7 protein-coding genes and 4 pseudogenes are annotated in these 19,968 nt (G+C 69.6%); 5 read left to right on the forward strand and 6 right to left on the reverse strand.

Translation table 11 applies throughout. The features are described from left to right. Positions 1-99 precede the first annotated feature (99 nt). The 4 pseudogenes from HY049_16455 to HY049_16470 form a co-directional block, all read right to left on the reverse strand. Positions 100-1,077: pseudogene (locus HY049_16455) on the reverse strand (hypothetical protein). Between the two features lie 228 nt (positions 1,078-1,305). Then, positions 1,306-2,745, reverse strand: a pseudogene (locus tag HY049_16460) (amino acid adenylation domain-containing protein). A gap of 72 nt (positions 2,746-2,817) precedes the next feature. Further along, positions 2,818-4,203: pseudogene (locus HY049_16465) on the reverse strand (non-ribosomal peptide synthetase). Positions 4,204-4,803: 600 nt separating this feature from the next. Next, positions 4,804-6,153: pseudogene (locus tag HY049_16470) on the reverse strand (fatty acyl-AMP ligase). Positions 6,154-6,480: 327 nt separating this feature from the next. On the opposite strand from HY049_16470, the gene metH reads away from it, so the two are divergent. From metH to HY049_16485, 3 genes are all read left to right on the forward strand, one after another. After that, positions 6,481-10,173, forward strand: coding sequence for a methionine synthase (gene metH / locus HY049_16475; protein ID MBI3450493.1), 3,693 nt, complete (start codon positions 6,481-6,483; stop codon positions 10,171-10,173). A gap of 73 nt (positions 10,174-10,246) precedes the next feature. Further along, positions 10,247-11,137, forward strand: a complete 891-nt coding sequence (locus HY049_16480; GenBank protein MBI3450494.1) for an ABC transporter ATP-binding protein — start codon at positions 10,247-10,249, stop codon at positions 11,135-11,137. Positions 11,138-11,141: 4 nt separating this feature from the next. Then, positions 11,142-14,738 carry a hypothetical protein gene (locus HY049_16485; GenBank protein MBI3450495.1) on the forward strand — a complete coding sequence of 1,199 codons (3,597 nt, stop codon included), beginning with the start codon at positions 11,142-11,144 and terminating at the stop codon, positions 14,736-14,738. Here HY049_16485 and HY049_16490 read toward each other — a convergent pair. Together HY049_16490 and HY049_16495 are read right to left on the reverse strand one after the other, a co-directional pair. Then, complete coding sequence (locus HY049_16490; protein MBI3450496.1) at positions 14,713-15,201, reverse strand: hypothetical protein; 489 nt, start codon at positions 15,199-15,201, stop codon at positions 14,713-14,715. The two genes, HY049_16485 and HY049_16490, sit on opposite strands and share 26 nt — an antisense overlap. Before the next feature lie 10 nt (positions 15,202-15,211). Then, entirely contained in the window at positions 15,212-16,333 is a 1,122-nt protein-coding gene (locus HY049_16495) for a hypothetical protein (GenBank protein ID MBI3450497.1), read from the reverse strand. Between the two features lie 113 nt (positions 16,334-16,446). Here HY049_16495 and HY049_16500 point away from each other — a divergent pair, with 113 nt between their 5' ends. Next, the gene (locus tag HY049_16500) at positions 16,447-17,505 is read left to right on the forward strand and encodes a hypothetical protein (protein MBI3450498.1); all 1,059 of its coding nucleotides are present in this window, start codon (positions 16,447-16,449) and stop codon (positions 17,503-17,505) included. After that, on the forward strand, positions 17,502-19,961 hold the full coding sequence (locus HY049_16505; GenBank protein MBI3450499.1) for a protein kinase: 2,460 nt from the start codon (positions 17,502-17,504) through the stop codon (positions 19,959-19,961). Before HY049_16500 ends, HY049_16505 begins: the two co-directional genes overlap by 4 nt. Positions 19,962-19,968 lie beyond the last annotated feature (7 nt).

Below are 19,968 nucleotides of genomic sequence, written 5' to 3' on the forward strand. Positions count from 1 at the left end.
CGGCTCCGCCACCGCGACGAAGAGCGAGTCCGGATCGGGGGCGGCGTCGAACCGGCCGAGATAGTTGAAGCTGACGCTCGGCGCCGCAGCCGCCGCGCCGGTCCCCCGGGTGGCGCGCCGCACCGCGGCGAGCGCCGCCTGCGGGTCGCCACTGGCCGGCATTTCCACCTCGACGGCGCGCGTCGCGGTGAACCAGCCGACGGTGCGCGAGAGATCGACGTCGGGGACGAGGTCGCGGCCGTGTCCCTCGATTTCGATCGCGAGGGAGCGCGACCCCGTCGCCTCGGTGAGGGCGGCCGCGACGGCGGCGAGGAGGAGGTCCTCGACGCGCTCCCCCGACGCGGCGGCGGCCTCGAGCAGGGCGCGAGTGGAGGGTTCGTCGAGCCGTGTCGACGAGGCGACGGTCGTCGCCTCGGTCGCGTCGGCGGCATCGCCGCGCAGGGGCAGCAGGTGAGGCGCCGCCTCGAGGGGGTGTTCCGGCCTGGGGTCACGCATCGCGCCGGCGTACACGCCCGCGGGCGAGGTGCGCGGCGGAAGGGATATCGGATTTCCCTCCACCGCCTGACCGTACGCGCGCTCGAAGTCGTCCGCGAGAATCCTGAGCGAGACGCCGTCGATCACGAGATGGTGGGCCGCCACGATCAGCGAAGTCCGCCCGCCGTCGCGAGCGATGCCGAACCGGACAACCGGCCCGGCCTCGATGTCGAGGCTCTCGTTGAGACGGGCGGCGAGCGCGTCGGCGGCCTCTCCCTCGATGACCTCCGCCTTCCGGGCCCTCGGAGCGTCGATCACCTGGCGCCACGCCGATCCCTCGCGGGCGAAGCGCGAGCGGAGTGCCTCGTGGTGATCGACGAGAGCCCGCGCGGCGCGCACGGTCGCCTCGGTGTCGAGATCCCCGCGCGCTTCGAGCGCGATCGTCATGTTCCAGTGGGACAGGCGGGCGAACCGCTGTTCGAAGAACCAGCGCTGCATCGGAAGCAGCGCCGAAGCACCGGTGCGTTCCGTCGTGTCGACCGGAGCGGAGTCCGTGGACGCCGCGGCGGCGAGTGCGGCGACGGTCGGGGCGTCGAAGATCATGCGTGGGGTGATCGCGATCCCCGCCTCGCGGGCGAGCGCGACGATCTGGATCGTCAGGATCGAATCGCCACCGAGCCGGAAAAAATCGTCGAGCGGTCCCACGCGCGGGGCGCCGAGGACGCGGCGCCAGATCGCGGCAAGCCGTTCTTCGACCTCGGTGAGCGGACGCTCGCCGTCGGTCGGCGCCTCGATCTCCCACGCGGGAGGCGGCAGCGCGCGGCGATCGACTTTGGCGTTCGCCGAGAGGGGCATCGCCTCGAGGACGACGAATGCCGCCGGAACCATGTACTCGGGGAGCCTCCCCGACAGGTGCGCGCGGAGCGCGTCGATGGAGGCTTCCTCGCGCCGCCCGGTGACGACGTACGCGACGAGACGGCGGACGCCGCCGTCCTCGCGAGCGAGGACGGCGCAGCTCGAGACCGTCGGGTGCTCCGAGAGCGCCGCCTCGATCTCCGCCGTCTCCACGCGGAAGCCCCGGATCTTCACCTGCGCGTCCGCGCGCCCGAGGAACTCGAGGAGGCCGTCCCCGAGGCGCACGGCGTGATCGCCCGTGCGGTACATGCGCGCCCCCGGCTCTCCGTGGGGATCGGGGACAAATCGGTCGGCGGTGAGGTCGGGGCGTCCCACGTACCCGCGCGAGACGGCGGGGCCCCCGAGGTACAGCTCACCGCGAACCCCGGTGGGGGCCGGCTCGAGCCCGGCGTCGAGGATGTAGACCGAGCTGTTCGCGAGCGGCCGGCCGATCGCGGGGACCGCGCGCAGCGGGTCCGAATCCGCCGCGTCGTCCAGGGTGCTGTCGATCGTTGCCTCGGTCACGCCGTACGAGTTCACGAGGCGCGCGCGGGGATCGAGCGCGCGGCGGAAGTGCGCGGCGTCGACCGTCGACCAGACGTCGGAGCCGACGACGACGAGGCGGAGCGGCTCGAGCCGCTGTCCGGATCGCACGACGTGCGCCGCCAGCTCGCGCAGCGTCGCGGGGACGAACTCGGCGAACCCGACGCCGTGGCGCCGGATGAGACCGGCGAGCGCCGGGGGATCGAGGAGCGTCTCGCGATCGCACAGGACGAGGGATCCCCCCGATGCGAGGGCGCGGACGACGTCGCCACTGAAGACATCGAAGCCCGGGGCCGCCATCTGGAGGTGGGTGAGCCCCGATCGCAGTCCGTAAGCGCGCCGCCACGCGAGAAAGACCGAGTGGAGGTTCGCGTGCGTGACGCCGACCCCCTTCGGGACCCCTGTCGTCCCGGACGTATATATAAGGTAGGCGAGGCACCCGGCGTCGACGGGATATTCGGGGTTTTCGGCCCCTGGCGAGTCTCCTCCCGCCGCCGGGTCCACGCGCGTCACTCCTCCGGGGAGGTCGATCTCGAGATCGCCGCGCGCCACGACGATTCGCGCGCGCGAGTCCTCGATCATGAACCTGCGGCGCGCGGCCGGAAGGGACGGTTCGATCGGCACGTACGCGCCGCCCGCCTTCAGGACGGCGAGGAGCGCGACGATCACATCCGTCGACTTCGGCAGGCAAATCGCCGCGCGCACCTCGGGCCCGACGCCGGCCTTCCGGAGCCGCCGCGCCAGCCGGTTCGCCCGCGCGTTCAGATCTCCGTAGCTCGTGGTCGTCCCGCCGTCATGGACCGCCGGAGCTTCGGGGCGTGCGGCCGCCTGCATTTCGAAAAGGCGGTGGACCGGCTCGGCAGGGATCCGCGCCGGGATCGCGTTCGCGTCGCGGAGCGCCTCCCCGCGCTCGCGGCGTGTGAGGAGAGGGAGGCGCGAGACGCGGGCGACGGGGTCGTCGGCGACCGCGGCGAGGAGCGTCACGAAGCGCGAGAGGAAGGCGTCGACGGTCGCCGCGTCGAAGAGATCCGAGGCGTACTCCATCTCGATCGCGAGCGTCTGGCTCTCGTCGGTGACCGTGACCGAAAGATCGAACTGCGCCGACCGCCGCTCCATGCCGATCGGGCGCGCGGCCACGCCGGGGGCGAAATCGATGCGAGCTTCGCCCGCGACCCCGAGATCGCCCCGCACCGTCTCCCCGGTGGCGTGAAGGTCGAACATCGTGTCGAAGAAAGGGGAGCGGCGCGCGTCCCGTTCCGGCGCGAGGTCGCGTACGAGCGAGGCGAAAGGGTAGTCCTGGCTCGACAGCGCGCGGAGAACCTCGCGGTGCGTCGACTGGAGCAGATCCTCGAACGCCAGGTCGCCCGCAAAGTCCGCTCGGAGGACGACCGGGTTGACCATATACGCGACGAGCCCGGCGAATCGGGGGAGGGTCCGCCCCGATACCGGCGTGCCCACCGCGATCTCGCGCTGGCCGGTCATGCGGTGGAGCCACGCCTGATACGCGCTGACGAGAAGCGTGAAGAGGGTGACGCCCCGCAAGCGCGCAAGTTCCCGCAAGGAAGCCGCCAGGGCGGGATCGAGTCGTCGCGTGATCGCGCCGCCGCGGAAGGTTTGGGCCGGCGGTCGCGGACGATCCGCGGGGAGATCGAGCGCCTGAATCTCGCCCTCGAGCCGTGACCGGGCGGCCTCGCGCTGGCGCGCTCCGGCTTCGCCCGAGAGGAAGCGCTCCTGCCACGCGGCCAGCTCGGCCGGATGCGGCGGAGCTCCCGCCGGCGCAGGCCCCGAGCCGGTCTGCGCCGCGTACAGCGCGCGGAGATCCTGGAGGACGACCGAGAGGGACCAGAGATCGGCGACGGTGTGGTGCGCGGCGATGAGGAGCGTGGCCCCCGCGCCGCCCCTGAGGAGCGTGATCCGGACGAGGGGCCCCGCCTCGAGATCGAACGGCCGCCCCGCCTCGTCCGCGAGCGCGGACGGGTCCGGCACCTCGCCTCCCGGCGCGTCGCGCGTCGCGTAGATCGCCTCGAAGGGGACGTCGAAGCGCTGCCGGGGGGGGCCTCCAGAGAGAAGGATTCGCGCGCGCAGCGAGGCGTGGCGGGCGACGAGCGCCCGGACGGCGCGATCGAGCGCACCGGCGTCGAGGGATCCCTCGAGGCTGAGGGCCGAGGCGATCGTGTAGGCCCCGGCGGCCGGGGCCAGCCCGTGCAGGAAAGCGAGGGCGCTCTGGCCGGCGGTGAGCGGGGACTCCTCCGGGTGGCCGTCGGCGGGAGAAGCGGGGACGGAGGACTCCATCGCCTCCGGCACGAGGCGCGAGAGGAGGCTTTCGATTGACGGCGCCGCGATCAGATCCGCGGCCGTGATCTCGACGCCGTAGCGCGCGCCGATCTCGTGGACGATTTCGAGGGAGCGGAGGGAGTCGAGGCCGAGGCGCGCGGCGCAAAGCGCGAGGTCGATCGACGAGGCGGCGACGCCGAGCTTCGCCGCGAGGCGGGAGGCGATCCACGCGCGCGCGTCGTTCGTGACGGGCTCCGAGGCCGGCCCGGGCGCAGGTTCCGGGGCGCGCCACGACCCGACCGGCGAGAGCTTTCCGGCCACGTACGCCGAGCGGCAGGCGGCGCGCTGGATCTTGCCGCTCGTCGTCTTCGGGACCGTCCCCGCGGCGAGGAGGAGCACCGCGTCGGGGTCGACCTCGTGCGCTTCGACGATCGCGGCGCGGATCGCGGCGATCGTCTCCGCGGGGTCCTCGGCGGCTCGCCGTTCGATCTCCTGCACGACGACCAGTCGCTCCTCGCCGTCCCTCTCGACGCCGAAGGCGGCCCCCGCCCCCGCGCGAAGGCCCGGGGCGGCGGACCCGGCGGTGCGCTCGACGTCTTGCGGGTAGAGGTTCCGGCCTCGGATGATGATCAGATCCTTCCGCCTGCCGGTGACGAAGATCTCCCCGCCGCGCGTGAAGCCCAGATCGCCCGTGCGGAGATAGCGGGACGCCTCCCCCGGGAGGCGCGCTCCGAAGTTGGCCTCGGTCTCCTCCGCCCGAAACCAGTACCCCATCGCGACACCGGGTCCGGTAACCCAGATCTCGCCGATCTCGCCGTCGGCGCGCGGTGTTCCGCGATCCGGATCGACGACGACGACGCGCGTCCCGTCGGCCGGCCTCCCCGCGCCGACCAGAGGCACCCCCGCGGCGTCGTCCTCGGCGCGTCCGGCCTCGAGGGCGGCGCGGTTCAGCCGCACGATCGTCGCCCCCTCGCCGCGCGTCGCTCCGGAGACCTTGAGCGTCGCCTCGGCGAGGCCGTACGCGGGGTAGAACGACCGGCTGCGGAAACCGCACGCGGCGAAGCGCGCCGCGAACCTCTCGAGCGTCTCCGCGCGGACCGGCTCGGCTCCGTTGTAGGCGACCTCCCAGGACGAGAGATCGATTCGGGTGGGGTCGGGATCGACGCGCCGCGAGCACAGGTCGTACGCGAAGTTGGGGCCGCCGCTGTGCGTCACGGAGTGGCGCGAGATCGCCTCGAGCCACGCCGCAGGGTCCTGCAGGAAGCGCTGCGGCGACATGAGGAGCGCTGGGAAGCCCGAGTAGACTGGCTGCACTATCCCGTCGATCAGCCCCATGTCGTGGAAGTGCGGCAGCCACGAGAGCGCGCGGCTCCGCTCGGAATGCCCGAACCCGCGCCTTATCGCCTCGGAGTTCGCGAGGAGGCTGGCGTGGCCGACCATCACCCCCTTCGGCTCGGACGTGGAGCCGGAGGTGTACTGGAGGTACGCGAGGGCGTCGCCGGCCGCGGCGACGTCGCGTGCCGGCGGCCGGGCGCCGGGCTCGCCGGTGGCGACGAAGCGGAGGCGGGCGAGAGCGGGGGATCGCGCGGCGATCTCGCGGGCGCGAGGCATCGCCGCAGCGGGGGAGAGCGCGGCGACGGCCCCCGAGTCCCGCGTCATGGCCACGACGCGATCGAGCGTGCGGTTCGCCCGGAGCGGGTAGGCCGGCACCGCGATCACGCCGGCGTAGAGGCAGCCGAAGAAGGCCTCGACGAACTCGAGACCCGCGGGGTAGAGGAGAAGGGCGCGCTCCCCCCGGAGCTTCGCGTCGAGGAGCCTTCCCGCGATCGCGCGGGCGCGATCGTCGAGATCCGCGAAGGTGATCGCCGCCGGGTCGCCGGATTCCGGAAGGAAGGTGAAGGCCGTTCGGCTGGCGTGCCGCTCTGCGCGCAGCTTCAGGACATCGACGATGGTGCGAGCGCGCGCCATCGCCGGATCCTCTGTCGCGCGTTCAGCCGGAGATCTCACGCCGGTTCCAGATGAGCCTCATGGTTCGTTCCGCCGCGCGGAGACGCGGGCGCCGCGCCCTTCCGCGCCCGGGAAGAGGCCGGGGAAGAACGGGTTGCGGCGATCGGGGACCGCGCGCACGCGTCATCGGCGAGCTGGATTGTCCGGCCATGGTACACCGCGAATCGCCGTCCTCGCAACTTGTCCCAAAGGAATGACTTGCGGCTTCGAGCCCCCTTTCGGGCGACGCGCGCCCTCGCGCGGGTCAGGGGAAACCGCGCGTCTCTTGCGCCATACTGTGAATTCACCATGAGCCGCCCTGACGTTCGTTCCAGACTCGCCCCCCTTCTCGCGCGGCGCATCCTCGTCCTGGACGGGGCGATGGGGACGATGATCCAGGGGTTCGGCCTGACGGAGGCCGACTTCCGCGGAGAGCGGTTCGCCGCCTCAACTCTCGATCTCAAGGGCGACAACGAGACGCTCAACGTCACGCGGCCGGACGTGATCGAGGCGATCCACGATCGGTTCCTCGAGGCGGGGGCCGACATCATCGAGACGAACACCTTCGGCGCCACCGCGGTGGCGCAGGCCGACTACGGCCTGCAGGCGCACGTCCTCGAGTTCAACATCGCGGCGGCGCGCATCGCGCGGAAGGCGGCGGATCGCTTCAGCGAGAAGACCCCCGACAGGCCGCGCTTCGTCGCCGGCTCGATGGGCCCGACCCCGAAGACCCTGACCGTGGGCCCCGACGTCAACGACCCCGGGTTCCGGAACATCACTTTCGCCGCCCTCAAGGACGCGTACGCCGAGCAGGCGCGCGGCCTCATCGAAGGGGGCGTCGATCTGCTGCTGGTCGAGACGATCTTCGACACGCTGAACGCGAAGGCCGCCCTCGTCGGCATCGACGAGGCCTTCGAGAAGCGCAAGGAGCGCGTGCCGATCATGATCTCGGTGACGATCACCGACAAGAGCGGCCGGACCCTCTCGGGGCAGACCGTCGACGCCTTCTGGCACTCGATCGCGCACGCCCGCCCCTTCTCGGTGGGGGTGAACTGCTCTCTCGGCGCGCGCGAGATGCGCCCGTACGTCGCCGAGCTGTCGCGCCTCGCGCCGATCTACGTCACCAGCCACCCGAACGCCGGACTCCCGAACGCCTTCGGCGGCTACGACGAGCAGCCCGAGACGACGTCGGCGCTCCTCGGGGAGTTCGCGGGAAGCGGCCTCGTCAACATCGTCGGTGGGTGCTGCGGCACGACGCCGGCGCACATCCGCGCGATCGCGGCGGCCGTCGAGGGGCTCAGGCCGCGCGCGATGCCGGCGCCGGGGCCGGTCCACTCGCACTTCGCCGGCCTCGAGACGCTCGAAATCCGCCCCGACTCGAACTTCATCATGATCGGCGAGCGGACGAACGTGACCGGCTCGACGCGCTTCCGGAACCTCGTCAAGGAGGGGAACTACGCGGCGGCCCTCGAAGTCGCGCTCGACCAGGTGCGGGGCGGGGCGAACCTCCTCGACGTGAACATGGACGAGGGGATGCTCGACTCCGAGCGGGCGATGACGATCTTCCTCAACCTGGTCGCCGCGGAGCCCGAGATCTCGCGCCTCCCGATCGTCGTGGACAGCTCGAAGTGGTCGGTGATCGAGGCGGGGCTGAAGTGCATCCAGGGGAAGGGGATCGTCAACTCGATCTCCCTCAAGGAGGGGGAGGCCGACTTCCTCGCGAAGGCGCGGCTCGTGCGCCGGTACGGCGCCGGCGTCGTCGTGATGGCCTTCGACGAGAAGGGGCAGGCCGAGACCGTGGAGCGGAAGGTCGCGATCTGCGAGCGGGCCTACCGGCTCCTCACCGAAACGCTCGACTTCCCCCCCGAGGACATCGTCTTCGACCCGAACATCCTCGCGATCGCGACCGGCATCGAGGAGCACTCCGCCTTCGCCCTGAACTTCATCGAGGCCGCGCGCATCATCAAGGAGCGCTGCCCCGGCGTGCACATCTCGGGGGGCGTCTCGAACCTCTCGTTCTCGTTCCGCGGGAACGATCTCGTGCGCGAGGCGATCCACGCCGCGTTCCTCTACCACGCCTCGCGCGCCGGGATGGACATGGGGATCGTCAACGCCGGCCAGCTCGGCCTGTACGAGGACATCCCGAAGGATCTCCTCGAGCACGTCGAGGACATCCTCTTCAACCGCCGCCCCGACGCGACGGACCGGATGGTCGAGTTCGCGGAGAGGGTGAAGGGTCGCGGCAGGAAGCGCGAGACGGATCTCGCGTGGCGCGAGGGGAGCGTCGAGTCGCGCCTCTCGCACGCGCTCGTCCACGGCGTCGTCGACTTCATCGAGGTGGACGCCGAGGAGGCGCGCCTCAAGCTCGGCCGCCCGCTCGACGTCATCGAGGGGCCGCTCATGGACGGGATGAAGGTCGTCGGCGACCTGTTCGGCGCCGGGAAGATGTTCCTCCCCCAGGTGGTGAAGAGCGCGCGCGCGATGAAGAAGGCGGTGGCCTACCTCGAGCCCTTCATGGACGCCTCGACGCGCGAGGGGGGCTCGGCCGGGCGCCTCGTGATGGCCACCGTGAAGGGGGACGTCCACGACATCGGCAAGAACATCGTGGGCGTCGTCCTCGGCTGCAACGGCTACCAGGTGATCGACCTGGGGGTGATGGTCTCCGCGGACCGCATCCTCGACGCCGCGGAGAAGGAGAGGGCCGACCTCGTCGGCGTCTCGGGGCTCATCACGCCGTCGCTCGACGAGATGGTGGGGGTCGCCCGCGAGATGACGCGACGCGGGATGACGATCCCGCTCCTGATCGGCGGCGCGACGACGAGCCGCCAGCACACCGCCGTGAAGATCGCCCCCCAGTACCCCTCGGAGGTCGTTCACGTGCAGGACGCCTCGCGGGCCGTCGGCGTCGTGGCGGCGCTCCTCGATCCGCCGCAGCGAGCGGCCCTCGACGCGCGCAACCGCAAGGAGCAGGAGACGCTGCGCGCGCTCCACGTCGGGAAGCAGGAAAAGCCTCTTCTCCCGATCGAGGAGGCGCGCTCGCGCGCCCCGCGCATCGACTGGGCGAAAGTCGAGCCACCGTCCCCCGCCTTCCTGGGGCCCCGTCTCCTCGACGACCAGCCTCTCTCGGAGCTCGTGGACTTCATCGACTGGACGTTTTTCTTCACCGCGTGGGAGATCCGCGGGCGCTTCCCGAGGCTTCTCGACGATCCGGTCGTCGGTGCCGCCGCGCGCGACCTCTACGACAACGGCCGGCGCCTCCTCGACGAGATCGTGAGGAAGAAGCTGCTCCGGGCCCGTGCGGTCTACGGCTTCTGGCCGGCGCACGCCGAGGGGGACGACGTCGTCCTCGCGCGCGCGGACGACCCCGGCCGCGAGCTCGTGAGGTTCCCGATGCTCCGGCAGCAGGCGTCGCAGGACGAGAGGAGCCCGTATCGATCCCTCGCCGACTTCGTCGCGCCGAAGGGGAGCGGCCGGCCGGACTTCGTCGGGGCCTTCGCGGTCACGGCGGGGATAGGAGCCGCAGAGCTCGCCGCCCGCTACGAGCGCGATCACGACGACTACCGGGCGATCATGGTGAAGTCCCTCGCCGATCGCCTCGCCGAGGCGTTCGCGGAGCGGCTCCACCGACAGGCGAGGAGGGATTGGGGGTACGGGGTGGCCGAGCGCCTCTCGAACGAGGAGCTGATCGATGAGAAGTACCGGGGGATACGCCCCGCCTTCGGCTACCCGGCCTGCCCCGATCACGCCCAGAAGCGCGAGCTCTTCGACCTTCTCGACGCGGAGGGGGCGGGGATCGCGCTCACGGAGAGCTTCGCCATGACCCCCGCCGCCAGCGTGAGCGGCCTCTACTTCTCCCACCCCGAGTCCCGGTACTTCGGCGTCGGCCGCATCGGGCGCGACCAGGCGAGAGACTACGCGCGGCGCCGCGGGCTCCCCCTGACCGAGATCGAGCGCTGGCTCGGCCCCAACCTCGGCTATGATCCCGCCTCGAACCGGGGCTGAGGCGAAACCTTTTCGAAGCGCGCTCAGTATTATCCCCGCGTCACAGGTCCCTTCGAACCCCGCGGGAGGCATCATGTCATCCGAGCTCGTCATCGACGGCATCTCCAAGACGTACGCGAACGGCGTCCGCGCGCTCCAGAACGTCTCGCTGAAGATCCCCTCGGGGATGTTCGGGCTCCTCGGCCCCAACGGCGCCGGGAAGTCCACCCTGATGCGCACCATCGCCACGCTCCAGGAGCCCGACTCGGGGAGCATCCGCCTCGGATCCCTCGACGTGCTGAAGCAGAAGGACGACGTGAGGCGGGCCCTCGGCTATCTCCCGCAGGAATTCGGCGTCTACCCGAAGGTCTCCGCCCTCGAGATGCTCAGCCACTTCGCCGTGCTGAAGGGGCTGGTCGAGCCCGGGAAGCGGAAGGCGACGGTCGAGGCGCTGCTCCACCGCACCAATCTCTGGGACGTGAGGAAGCGGAAGCTCGGCACCTACTCGGGGGGGATGAAGCAGCGGTTCGGCATCGCGCAGGCGCTGTTGGGCGACCCGAAGCTCATCATCGTCGACGAGCCGACGGCGGGGCTCGATCCGGCCGAGAGGCTCCGCTTCAACAACATGCTGAGCGAGATCGGCGAGAACGTCATCGTCATCCTCTCGACGCACATCGTGGACGACGTGAGCGACCTGTGCAGCCGCATGGCGATCATCGGCGGCGGCAGAGTCCTGAGGTCGGGCGATCCCGTGGCGACCATCGACGAGCTGCGCGGGAAGATCTGGAAGAAGGTCATCGATCGCGCCCAGCTCGAGAAGTACGAGCGCGATCTCCAGGTCATCTCGACGCGCCTCGTCGGCGGGAGGACGGCCATCCACGTCGTCGCCGACGCCCGGCCGGACGCCACGTTCGACGAGACGCCGCCGAACCTCGAGGACGTCTACTTCTCGACGCTCCGGGCGTCCGGCCAGAAGGCGGCCTGACGCCATGCTGCTGCGCATTCTCGCGTTCGAGTTCCGCTACCAGCTCCGCCAGCCGCTCTTCTGGATCGCCACCACGCTCTTCTTCCTCCTGACCTTCGGCGCGATCACCACCGACGTCGTCGTGATCGGCGGTTCGATCGGAAGCGTGCACCGGAACGCCCCCTTCGTGATCTACCAGATCATCCTGGTGATGACGGCGATCGGCACGTTCCTCTCGACCGCCTTCGTGGCGAACAGCGTCCACCGCGACATCGAGAGCCAGGCCGACGCGATCTTCTTCTCGCTGCCGCTCAAGAAGCGCGACTACCTCTTCGGCCGGTTCTTCGGTGCCCTCCTCCTCGCGATGCTGGTCTTCGGCGGGGTCGTCCTCGCGATCGCCCTGGGCGCGAAGATGCCGTGGATCGAGCCGGAGCGGGTCGGGGCCTTCATGCTCATGCCGTACGTGAAGGCGATCCTGATCTTCGTCCTTCCGAACCTCTTCCTCACCGGCGCTATCTTCTTCTCGCTGGCGGTCCTCACGCGCAGCCTCCTGTGGACGTACGTCGGCGTCGTCGTCTTCTTCGTCGGCTACGGGATTGCGGGGCAGTTCCTGAACGACATGGACAACCAGGTCCTCGCCTCGATGTTCGATCCCTTCGGCGGGGGCCCGTTCGAGCTCGTCGCCCGCTACTGGACCGTCGCCGAGAAGAACACGATGTCGCTGTCGCTCGTCGGTCCGCTCCTGTGGAACCGGCTCATCTGGATCGGCGTCGCGGCGGTCGTCCTTGCCTTCACATCGATGCGCTTCAGGCTCGAGACCGCGGCGGCGCGCAAGATCCGCGGCCGCCGGCGCCTCGTCGATCCCGTCGAGACGACTCCCGAGCCGCGCGCGGCGGCGCCTCTGGCGCCCGTCTCCCCGACCTTCGGCGGCGCGACGGCGTTTCGGCAGTTCCTGCACCAGGCACGCCTCGAGATGGCGGGCGCGGTGAAGGGGCTGCCGTTCATCGTGATGGCTCTCTTCGGCGTCATCAATCTGATCGCCAGCTCGTCGCAGCTCGACGACATCTACGGCACCGCCGTCTACCCCGTCACGAACATGATGCTCCGCGTCATCGCGGGATCGTTCGGGCTCTTCGCCTTCCTCATCCTCATCTTCTACAGCGGGGATCTCGTGTGGCGCGAGAGGACCGTGAAGATGTCCGACATGTTCGACGCCCTCCCGGTGCCGTCGTGGGTGATGTGGGCGTCGAAGGGGGTCGCGCTCGCCGCCCTCGTCGTCGTCCTGCACGTTGTCGCGATGTTGACGGGGATCGGGATCCAGGCCTTCCGCGGGTACACGAACTTCGAGATCCCCCTCTACCTGAAGGGGCTCTTCCTCGTCTCCGCGCCGGGCTTCCTCTTCATCGCCGCCCTCTGCCTCTTCGTGCAGGTGACGGTCAACAACAAGTTCGTCGGCTGGCTCGTGTCGATCCTCGTGTACATCGCGGGGCAGATCCTTCCGGCGATGCGCTTCGAGCACCATCTGTACCGGTTCCCCTCGATGCCGGCGGCCCCCTACTCCGACATGAACGGCTACGGCCACTTCGCGAGGCCCCTCGCCTCGTACACGCTCTACTGGGCTCTCGTCTGTGCCGCGCTCGTCGCCCTGGCGCATCTGTTCTGGGTGAGGGGATCGGAGTCGGCGTGGGCCGCGAGGATGAAGCTCGCGCGCGGCCGGCTCACCGCCACGGCGAAGGCGGCCCTCTCGGCGGCCGTGGCGGGGGCAGCCCTGGCGGGCGGCGTCATCTTCTACAACACGAACGTCGTGAACCACTACCGTCCGGCGGCCACCGGCTTCGACCGGCAGGCCGAGTTCGAGAAGAAGTACAAGAAGTACGAGTCGCTCCGGGGGCCGCGCGTCGTGGACGTCAGCGCCGACGTGGACATCCGGCCGGAAGAGCGCGCCGTGGACATCCGCGGGAGCTACCTCCTCCGGAACAAGACGGCGAGCCCCCTCGAGACGGTGCACCTCTACTTGAACCCCGACGTCGTCATCCGGAAGCTCGGCGTGGACGGCGGAAAGATCGAGACCGAGGACGCCGACCTCGGGTACCGCATCTTCAAGCTCGATCACCCGCTCGCCCCGGGCGCCGAGACGCGCGTGACGTTCGAGCTCGCCGTGCGGAACCCCGGCTTCGTCAACGACAACTCGAACACCCTCGTCGTCGCCAACGGCACCTTCTTCGACAGCGCCGCGTACTTCCCGCACCTCGGCTACTCGCGCTTCTTCGAGCTGAACGATCCCAACGAGCGCCGGAAGCGCGGCCTCCCTCCCATCGAGCGACTGCCGAAGCTCGACAACGTAGAGGCCCGCAACGACAATTACATCTCGAACGAGGCCGACTGGGTCCACTTCGCGACGACGGTGAGCACGAGCGCCGATCAGACGGCGATCGCCCCCGGCTACCTCGAGAAGGAGTGGACCGAAAACGGCCGCCACTACTTCCGCTACTCGATGGACTCGCCGATCTTCGACTTCTTCGCGTACCTGTCGGCCCGCTACGCCGTGAAGCGTGACCGCTGGAAGGACGTGGCGATCGAGATCGACTACCACGCGGGGCACCCCTACAACGTCGACCGGATGATCGAGGGGGTGAAGAAGTCCCTCGACTACTACACGACGAACTTCGGGCCGTACCAGCACAAGCAGGTCCGGATCGTCGAGTTCCCCCGCTACGCGACCTTCGCGCAGTCGTTCCCCAACACGATCCCATTCTCGGAGAGCATCGGCTTCATCGCGAGGGTCGCCGACCGCCCCGACGCCATCGACTACGTCTTCTACGTGACGGCCCACGAGGTCGCGCACCAGTGGTGGGCGCACCAGGTGATGGGCGGAAACGTCCAGGGGGCGACGCTCCTCTCCGAGACGATGTCCCAGTACTCGGCGCTCATGGTGATGGAGCACGAGTACGGGCGCGACAAGATGCGCCGCTTCCTCAAGTACGAGATGGACAACTACCTCCGGAGCCGCGGAGGCGAGCGGATCGAGGAGCTGCCCCTCTACACCGTCGAGAACCAGCCGTACATCCACTACCGGAAGGGAAGCGTCGTCATGTACGCGCTGCGCGACGCCGTCGGCGAGGAGCCGCTCAACCGCGCGCTCGGCGAGTACGTGAAGGCCGTCGCGTTCCAGGAGCCGCCCTACACGTACTCGCGCGAGTTCCTCGACTACGTTCGGCGGGCGGTCCCCGAGGACAAGCTCCCGATGCTCGAGGATCTCTTCAAGAGCATCACGCTCTACGAGAACCGCGCGACGAGCGCGACCTGGACGAAGCGCGACGACGGCAAGTACGTCGTGAAGATCGACGTCACCTCCGCGAAGTTCCACGCCGACGGCGCGGGGATCGAGAAGCCCGCGAGCCTCGACGACTGGGTCGACGTGGGGGTCTTCGGCGAGAAGTCGAAGGACGCGCCCCCCGAGGGGAAGGTCCTCTTCCTCGAGAAGAGGCTCGTGGACAGGGCGGCTCAGACCTTCGAGGTCGTCGTCGATTCCGAGCCGAAGAAGGCGGGGATCGATCCCTTCAACAAGCTGATCGACCGCAATCCGGACAACAACATCACTTCGATTTCGCCTTCAGGCTGACCGAGACGTTGAAGGCGGTTCCCGCGTTGGTCAGGCGCACGGCGACCTTCACCCCGGCGTCGTCGCCCGTGAACACGGTGGCCAGCGGATCGAGGGTGCTGGCGTCGTCGGTCGCCGTCCACCCCGTGAGGCAGCCTTCGACCTTCTTCTTCGCCTCGGCGTAGCGCGGGTCGACGACCGCGCGATCGGAATCCCACGCCATCGTGCACGCGAGCTTCGCGCCGTCCTTGGGCCTCGTGAGGACGCACTCGCTCGCGCCGGGAAGCCCGGGAGCGACCTTCCACCTGTCCCCCTTCGCCGAGGCCTCCCCCTTGACCGAGTCGAAGCCGTTCGCACCGGCGGCGACCATCTCCTTGAGAGACGCGCAGAAGTCGGGTGCCCCCTCGGCGAAAGCGGGCGAGGCGCCGTGGAGGAGCTGGAGGAAAAAGATCGCCGCCAGGGCGGCGCCGCGAGTGCCATTCATTTTGAGCCTCTCACAGGTGGGGCGGCCTGAACTCCTTGTCGAGGACGTACATGTACATGACGGCCATCGAGTCCTGGTCGGCGTTCGTCGTGTTGTTGTAAACGCTCACCAGCTCGTACTCGTGATCCTTGTAGAGCGGGATCCCCTCGGCGCTCGAGAAGTGATCGACGTGGTCGATGCCGATCTTCCCGTGGGTCGGCTCGACCTTGCTGAAGTAGAGGCTCTTATCGGTGGTGAGGTCGCGCAGCTCCAAACTCTCGGCGAACGGGTGCATGTGGACCGCGATGTAGTGGAGGGTCGTGTCGTACGGCAGCCTCATGAACTTCGTCGTGTTGGTGTGGTTCACCTCGCGCCCCGGCTTCACGAGCCAGTGGCCGGCGAACTTCCGGCCGAAATCGTCGGTGAAGACGCGGCTCTTGTCGTTCGCCCCCGTCCCAGGAAGGCACCCGGGTCCGTGCGCCTTGTCGTCGCCCGGCGGGAGGTTGAAATGGCCGTCCTTCCCCTCGATCAGGACGAGGCCGTTCGCCGACACCTGGAAGAGCGGTTTCATCGGCGCTTTGAGATCTCTGTCCCTCACGAAATCGACCGTCACCTTGTGCCGGATCTCGAAGGTCTGCCCCTCGACGTTGTGGTTGAGGACCTGCGTCGTGAGCATGAACGGCTCGCTCGAGAGGATGGGCACGCCGAACCCGTCGGGGAACCGGATCTCCTGCTGCCCCTGCGAGAGGGTGAACATCCGGTTGGGCGACTCACGGGTGATGTCGAAGATCCTCCGGTGCTGGGTCATGTTCAGATCGAGGTTGCTGTGGCACATGAACTCCTGCGACGCGGGGGTCTCGCCGTCGGGACCGACCATCACCGCCTTGAACCCCGTGACCCAGAGCAGCTCCGTGGCGGGCGAATCCTCGAGGTGGATGACCTGCGTGCTCTGGGGGCCGAGCATCGATTTGTACTTGCGATCGACGACGTAGGTCTTGGAGAGGAACTTCGCTTCCTTCTCCACCGCGGGCTTCACCGCGGGATCGGCGGCCGACGTTGTCGCCGGCGCCGCCGCGACCCCCGGGGCGCGCGACAGGAGCCCGAGGGCGAGCGCGAGCCCCGCCGCCGTGATCCAAGCTCGATGCGGCCGCATGCGCGCCTCCGTGTCGCGTTTCGTGAGGGTCGGATACGGGGGGACTAATACGCCGAAACGGCGAGGGTTGTCAAGGGGATCCCCGGTGGTAAGATTCGCGGCCGGAGGTCGGAATGTCCTACTCGCGCGGCCAGAAGTTCCTCTTCGGATGCCTGGGGTGCTCCGGCGCCCTCGTCGTCCTCGTGGTCGTGGCCTTCTCCCTCTTCGTCCACTGGGTCAAGACCCCCGGCGTGCCGCTCGCGGGGCCCCGCCTCTACGACACTGCCACCGCGGTCTACGCCGAGGTGCACCTGCGATCCGAGGATCCCGGCGCGCGCGAGTTCGTCCGCGTCTTCCTGAACGCCGCGAGGAGCTCGCAGATCCCCGAGAGCGCGAAGGTCCCGGTGCCCATGACGATGATCCTCGGAAACATCCCGAGGCGCGAGGCGACCGACGCGGAGATCGACAAGCTCCTCCCGGCGGTCCTCGTGATGCGGCGCCAGGAAGGCCCGGGGGGCGAGGCGGCCCCGCCGATGCTCGGCCTGAGCCTCTCGCCCGCGGGGAACTCCCTTCGCATCCTGCACGCCATGTTCAGCTTCATCGCCTGGCGCGGGAAGAAGATCGAGAAGGAATTGCACGGGGACCAGGACATCTTCCGGGTCAACGCGGAGTCGCGCGGCGAGGAGGTGCCGGTCTGGGTCAGCTTCGTCGGCACCAACGCCCTCCTCGCGAGGGACGGCGACGCGGTCCGAAGCGGCGTCGACTCCATGGCCGCCGCGGACGGCGCGGGCGCGAAGGCTCTCGCCGCGCTCCGCCCCGAGAGCGCGTCGATCTTCCTCACGGCGAAGCCCGGATACGCGGGCGCCGCGCTCGACACGATCGCCATCCTCCTTCCGGGGGTCGCGGACACGCTCAGGCCAATCGTGAAAGGGGGCGCGGGCCTCACACTCTGGGGAACGCTGAAGTCGGCCGACGCCCTCGAGGGGGAGGTGCACCTCACGGCCGCGGAGTCGGGAGCCGCTGCCGCCGCGGCCGATCTTTCGGGGAAGGCCACGCTCATGCTGGGCTTGACCCCTCTCGACGTCTCCTTCGAGCCGCTCGCCGCGGGCTCCGGCGCCCCGCCGGGATGGAAGCTCAAGGTCGCGGGGCTCGAAGCGGCGGCGCGCGCGCGCCTCATCCACGTGGGCCGGTGATCGAGGCCGGCCAGGCGATCGGCCCCTACAGGATCCTCTCGCAGCTCGGCGCCGGAGGGATGGGGGAGGTCTATCTCGCGGAGGACACGCGGTTGAAGCGCCGCGTCGCGATCAAGATCCTCCCGCCCCACCTCCTGAAGGACGGCGAGCGCAGGAAGCGCTTCCTGAGGGAGGCGCGCGCCGCCGCCGCGGTCGATCACCCGAACATCGTCCACATCTACGAGGTCGAGGAGGACCCGGAGCGCGGGATCTACCTCGTCATGCAGCACGTGGACGGCACGAACGTCCGCGAGGCGCTCCGCATGGGGGCGATGCCGTTCGATCGCGCGCTCGGCGTCGCGATGGAGGTGGCAGACGCCCTCGCTGCCGCGCACGGCCTCGGCATCGTCCACCGCGACATCAAGCCCGACAACGTGATGCTCGACACGGGCGGCCACGCGCGCCTCCTCGACTTCGGCCTCGCGCGCGCCCTCGAGGCCGGCGGCGCCCTCACCCCCTTCACCGAGATGAACACCGCCGATCAGAACGTGACGGCCCCGGGCGCGGTGATGGGGACGACGGCGTACATGTCCCCCGAGCAGGCGCGCGGCGCCGACGTCGACGCGCGGAGCGACATCTTCTCGTTCGGCGTCACGCTCTACGAGATGGTGGCGGGGAGGCACCCCTTCGCCGGCCGGACCAGCGTCGAGACGATCGACTCGCTCCTCAACCGGGAGCCGCAGCCGATCGGCACGCTCGTCCCCGCGGCCCCCTCGGCGATGGAGTGGGTGATCTCGAAGATGCTCGCGAAGGATCGCGAGGAGCGCTACCAGACCGCGAAGGAGGTTCTCGCAGATCTGAGGAAGGTGCGGCAGTCGACGTCGGGGCAGGGGCAGGGCGCGTCGCGGCCCCGGGAGGAATCACCCGGAAGGGGACGCGCATTGCTCCCGAAGGCCGCGATCGCGGTGGGCCTTCTCGTCGCCTCCGCCGCCGTCAATTCCTGGCTGAAGCGCCAGGACGCGCCGAATCTCCCGCCCCCCGGCCCGTCGCCGGCAGGTCAAGCCATTCCCGGATCGCCCGCGGCGGCGGCGCCGCAGATGAAGATCGCCGTCCTCCCGCTCCAGAACGTGCGGAAGGACGCGCGCATCGATTTCCTCGGCTTCGCCCTCGCCGACGCGGTGATCTCCAAGCTCACGTACCTCGACGCCGTCACCGTGCGCCCCTCGGCGTACGTCCAGAAGTACCGCGACGCCGCCCCCGACCCGAAGCAGGCGGGGAGCGATCTCGGCGTGGACCATCTCCTGATGGGGACGATGATCGCCGACGGGAGCACGCTGCGCATCTCGGTGCAGCTCGTGGACCTCGCCGGCGAGCGGGTGCAGTGGCAGGACCTCTTCGACGCGAAGCTCGACAACCTTCTCGGCGTGCAGGACGAGATCGTCTCTCGCCTCGTGGACGGGATGAAGGTCACGCTGTCGCCCGCCGAGGCGTCGCACCTCAGGGCCGACGTCCCGAAGGATCGGGAGGCGTTCGATCTCTTCCTGCGCGCGGGCGGGGAGCCGGGGACCGCCGACGGGGACAGGAGGGCCATCGACTTTCTCGAGCAATCGCTCAAGAAGGACTCCCTCTTCGCCCCGGCATGGAATGCGCTCTCGCTGCGGCAGTACGACCTGGCGCTCTACTCGGGAGGGAGCCCCGCCGACTACGCGAGGGCGCAGGAGACCCGGCGGAAGGCGCTCGAGCTGAACCCCGATCTGACCGAAGCGCTCTACTCGACCGGGATCCAGCTCGTCGAGAGCGGGCAGCATGAGGAGGCGTACCGGACGTTCAAGCGCCGGCTGAGCGTCAAGCCCTCGGACGCCTGGACCCACTTCCTGTTGTCGTATCTCTTCCGTTACACGGCGCTCCTCCCCGAGGCCATGCGGGAGGCCGAGAGAGCGATCGCCATCGACCCGCAGAACAAGCAGTTCCGGAGCGGTGCGCGGATCTTCCTCTATGCCGGTGCGTTCGATCGGATGGACCCCTTTCTCGCCCTCGACGACAGCTCGTGGGCCGACTACAACCGGATGGAGAGAGATGTCGCGCGGGGACGCGCCGACGAGGCGCGGGGGTACGCGAGGAAGGTCATCGCCGCCGATCCGAACGGGACCCTCTCGGACTACAGCCGGGCGGCGCTTTTCGTCCTCGACGGAGAGACCGCGTCCGCGCGAAAGATCTACGAGGCCCGCCTCAATCAGCTCTCCCCGGACGCGGAGGTGGTCTTCAACGAGTCCGGACACTTCGCCTGGATCGGGGACTACGGGCGTGCCCTCGAGCTGATGAAGAAGGCGATCGACGGAGGCTTCTTCTGTTATCCGGCGTACGAAAACGACATCCGCATGAGGGGGCTGCGCGCCCAGCCCGGGTACGCGGCGCTGCGAGAAGACGCGAAGCGAAAGAGTGACGCCTTCCGAGCCTTCGTCGAAGAGAACCCTTGACCGTTCT

This window comes from Acidobacteriota bacterium (assembly GCA_016195325.1).
Taxonomy (GTDB): domain Bacteria; phylum Acidobacteriota; class Polarisedimenticolia; order JACPZX01; family JACPZX01; genus JACPZX01.

Excerpts from the sequence above, each read along its gene's own strand:
- metH (MBI3450493.1), top strand. The coding sequence starts at position 6,481 with ATGAGCCGCCCTGACGTTCGTTCCAGACTCGCCCCCCTTCTCGCGCGG.
- HY049_16480 (MBI3450494.1), top strand. The coding sequence starts at position 10,247 with ATGTCATCCGAGCTCGTCATCGACGGCATCTCCAAGACGTACGCGAAC.
- HY049_16485 (MBI3450495.1), top strand. The coding sequence starts at position 11,142 with ATGCTGCTGCGCATTCTCGCGTTCGAGTTCCGCTACCAGCTCCGCCAG.
- HY049_16490 (MBI3450496.1), bottom strand. The coding sequence starts at position 15,201 with ATGAATGGCACTCGCGGCGCCGCCCTGGCGGCGATCTTTTTCCTCCAG.
- HY049_16495 (MBI3450497.1), bottom strand. The coding sequence starts at position 16,333 with ATGCGGCCGCATCGAGCTTGGATCACGGCGGCGGGGCTCGCGCTCGCC.
- HY049_16500 (MBI3450498.1), top strand. The coding sequence starts at position 16,447 with ATGTCCTACTCGCGCGGCCAGAAGTTCCTCTTCGGATGCCTGGGGTGC.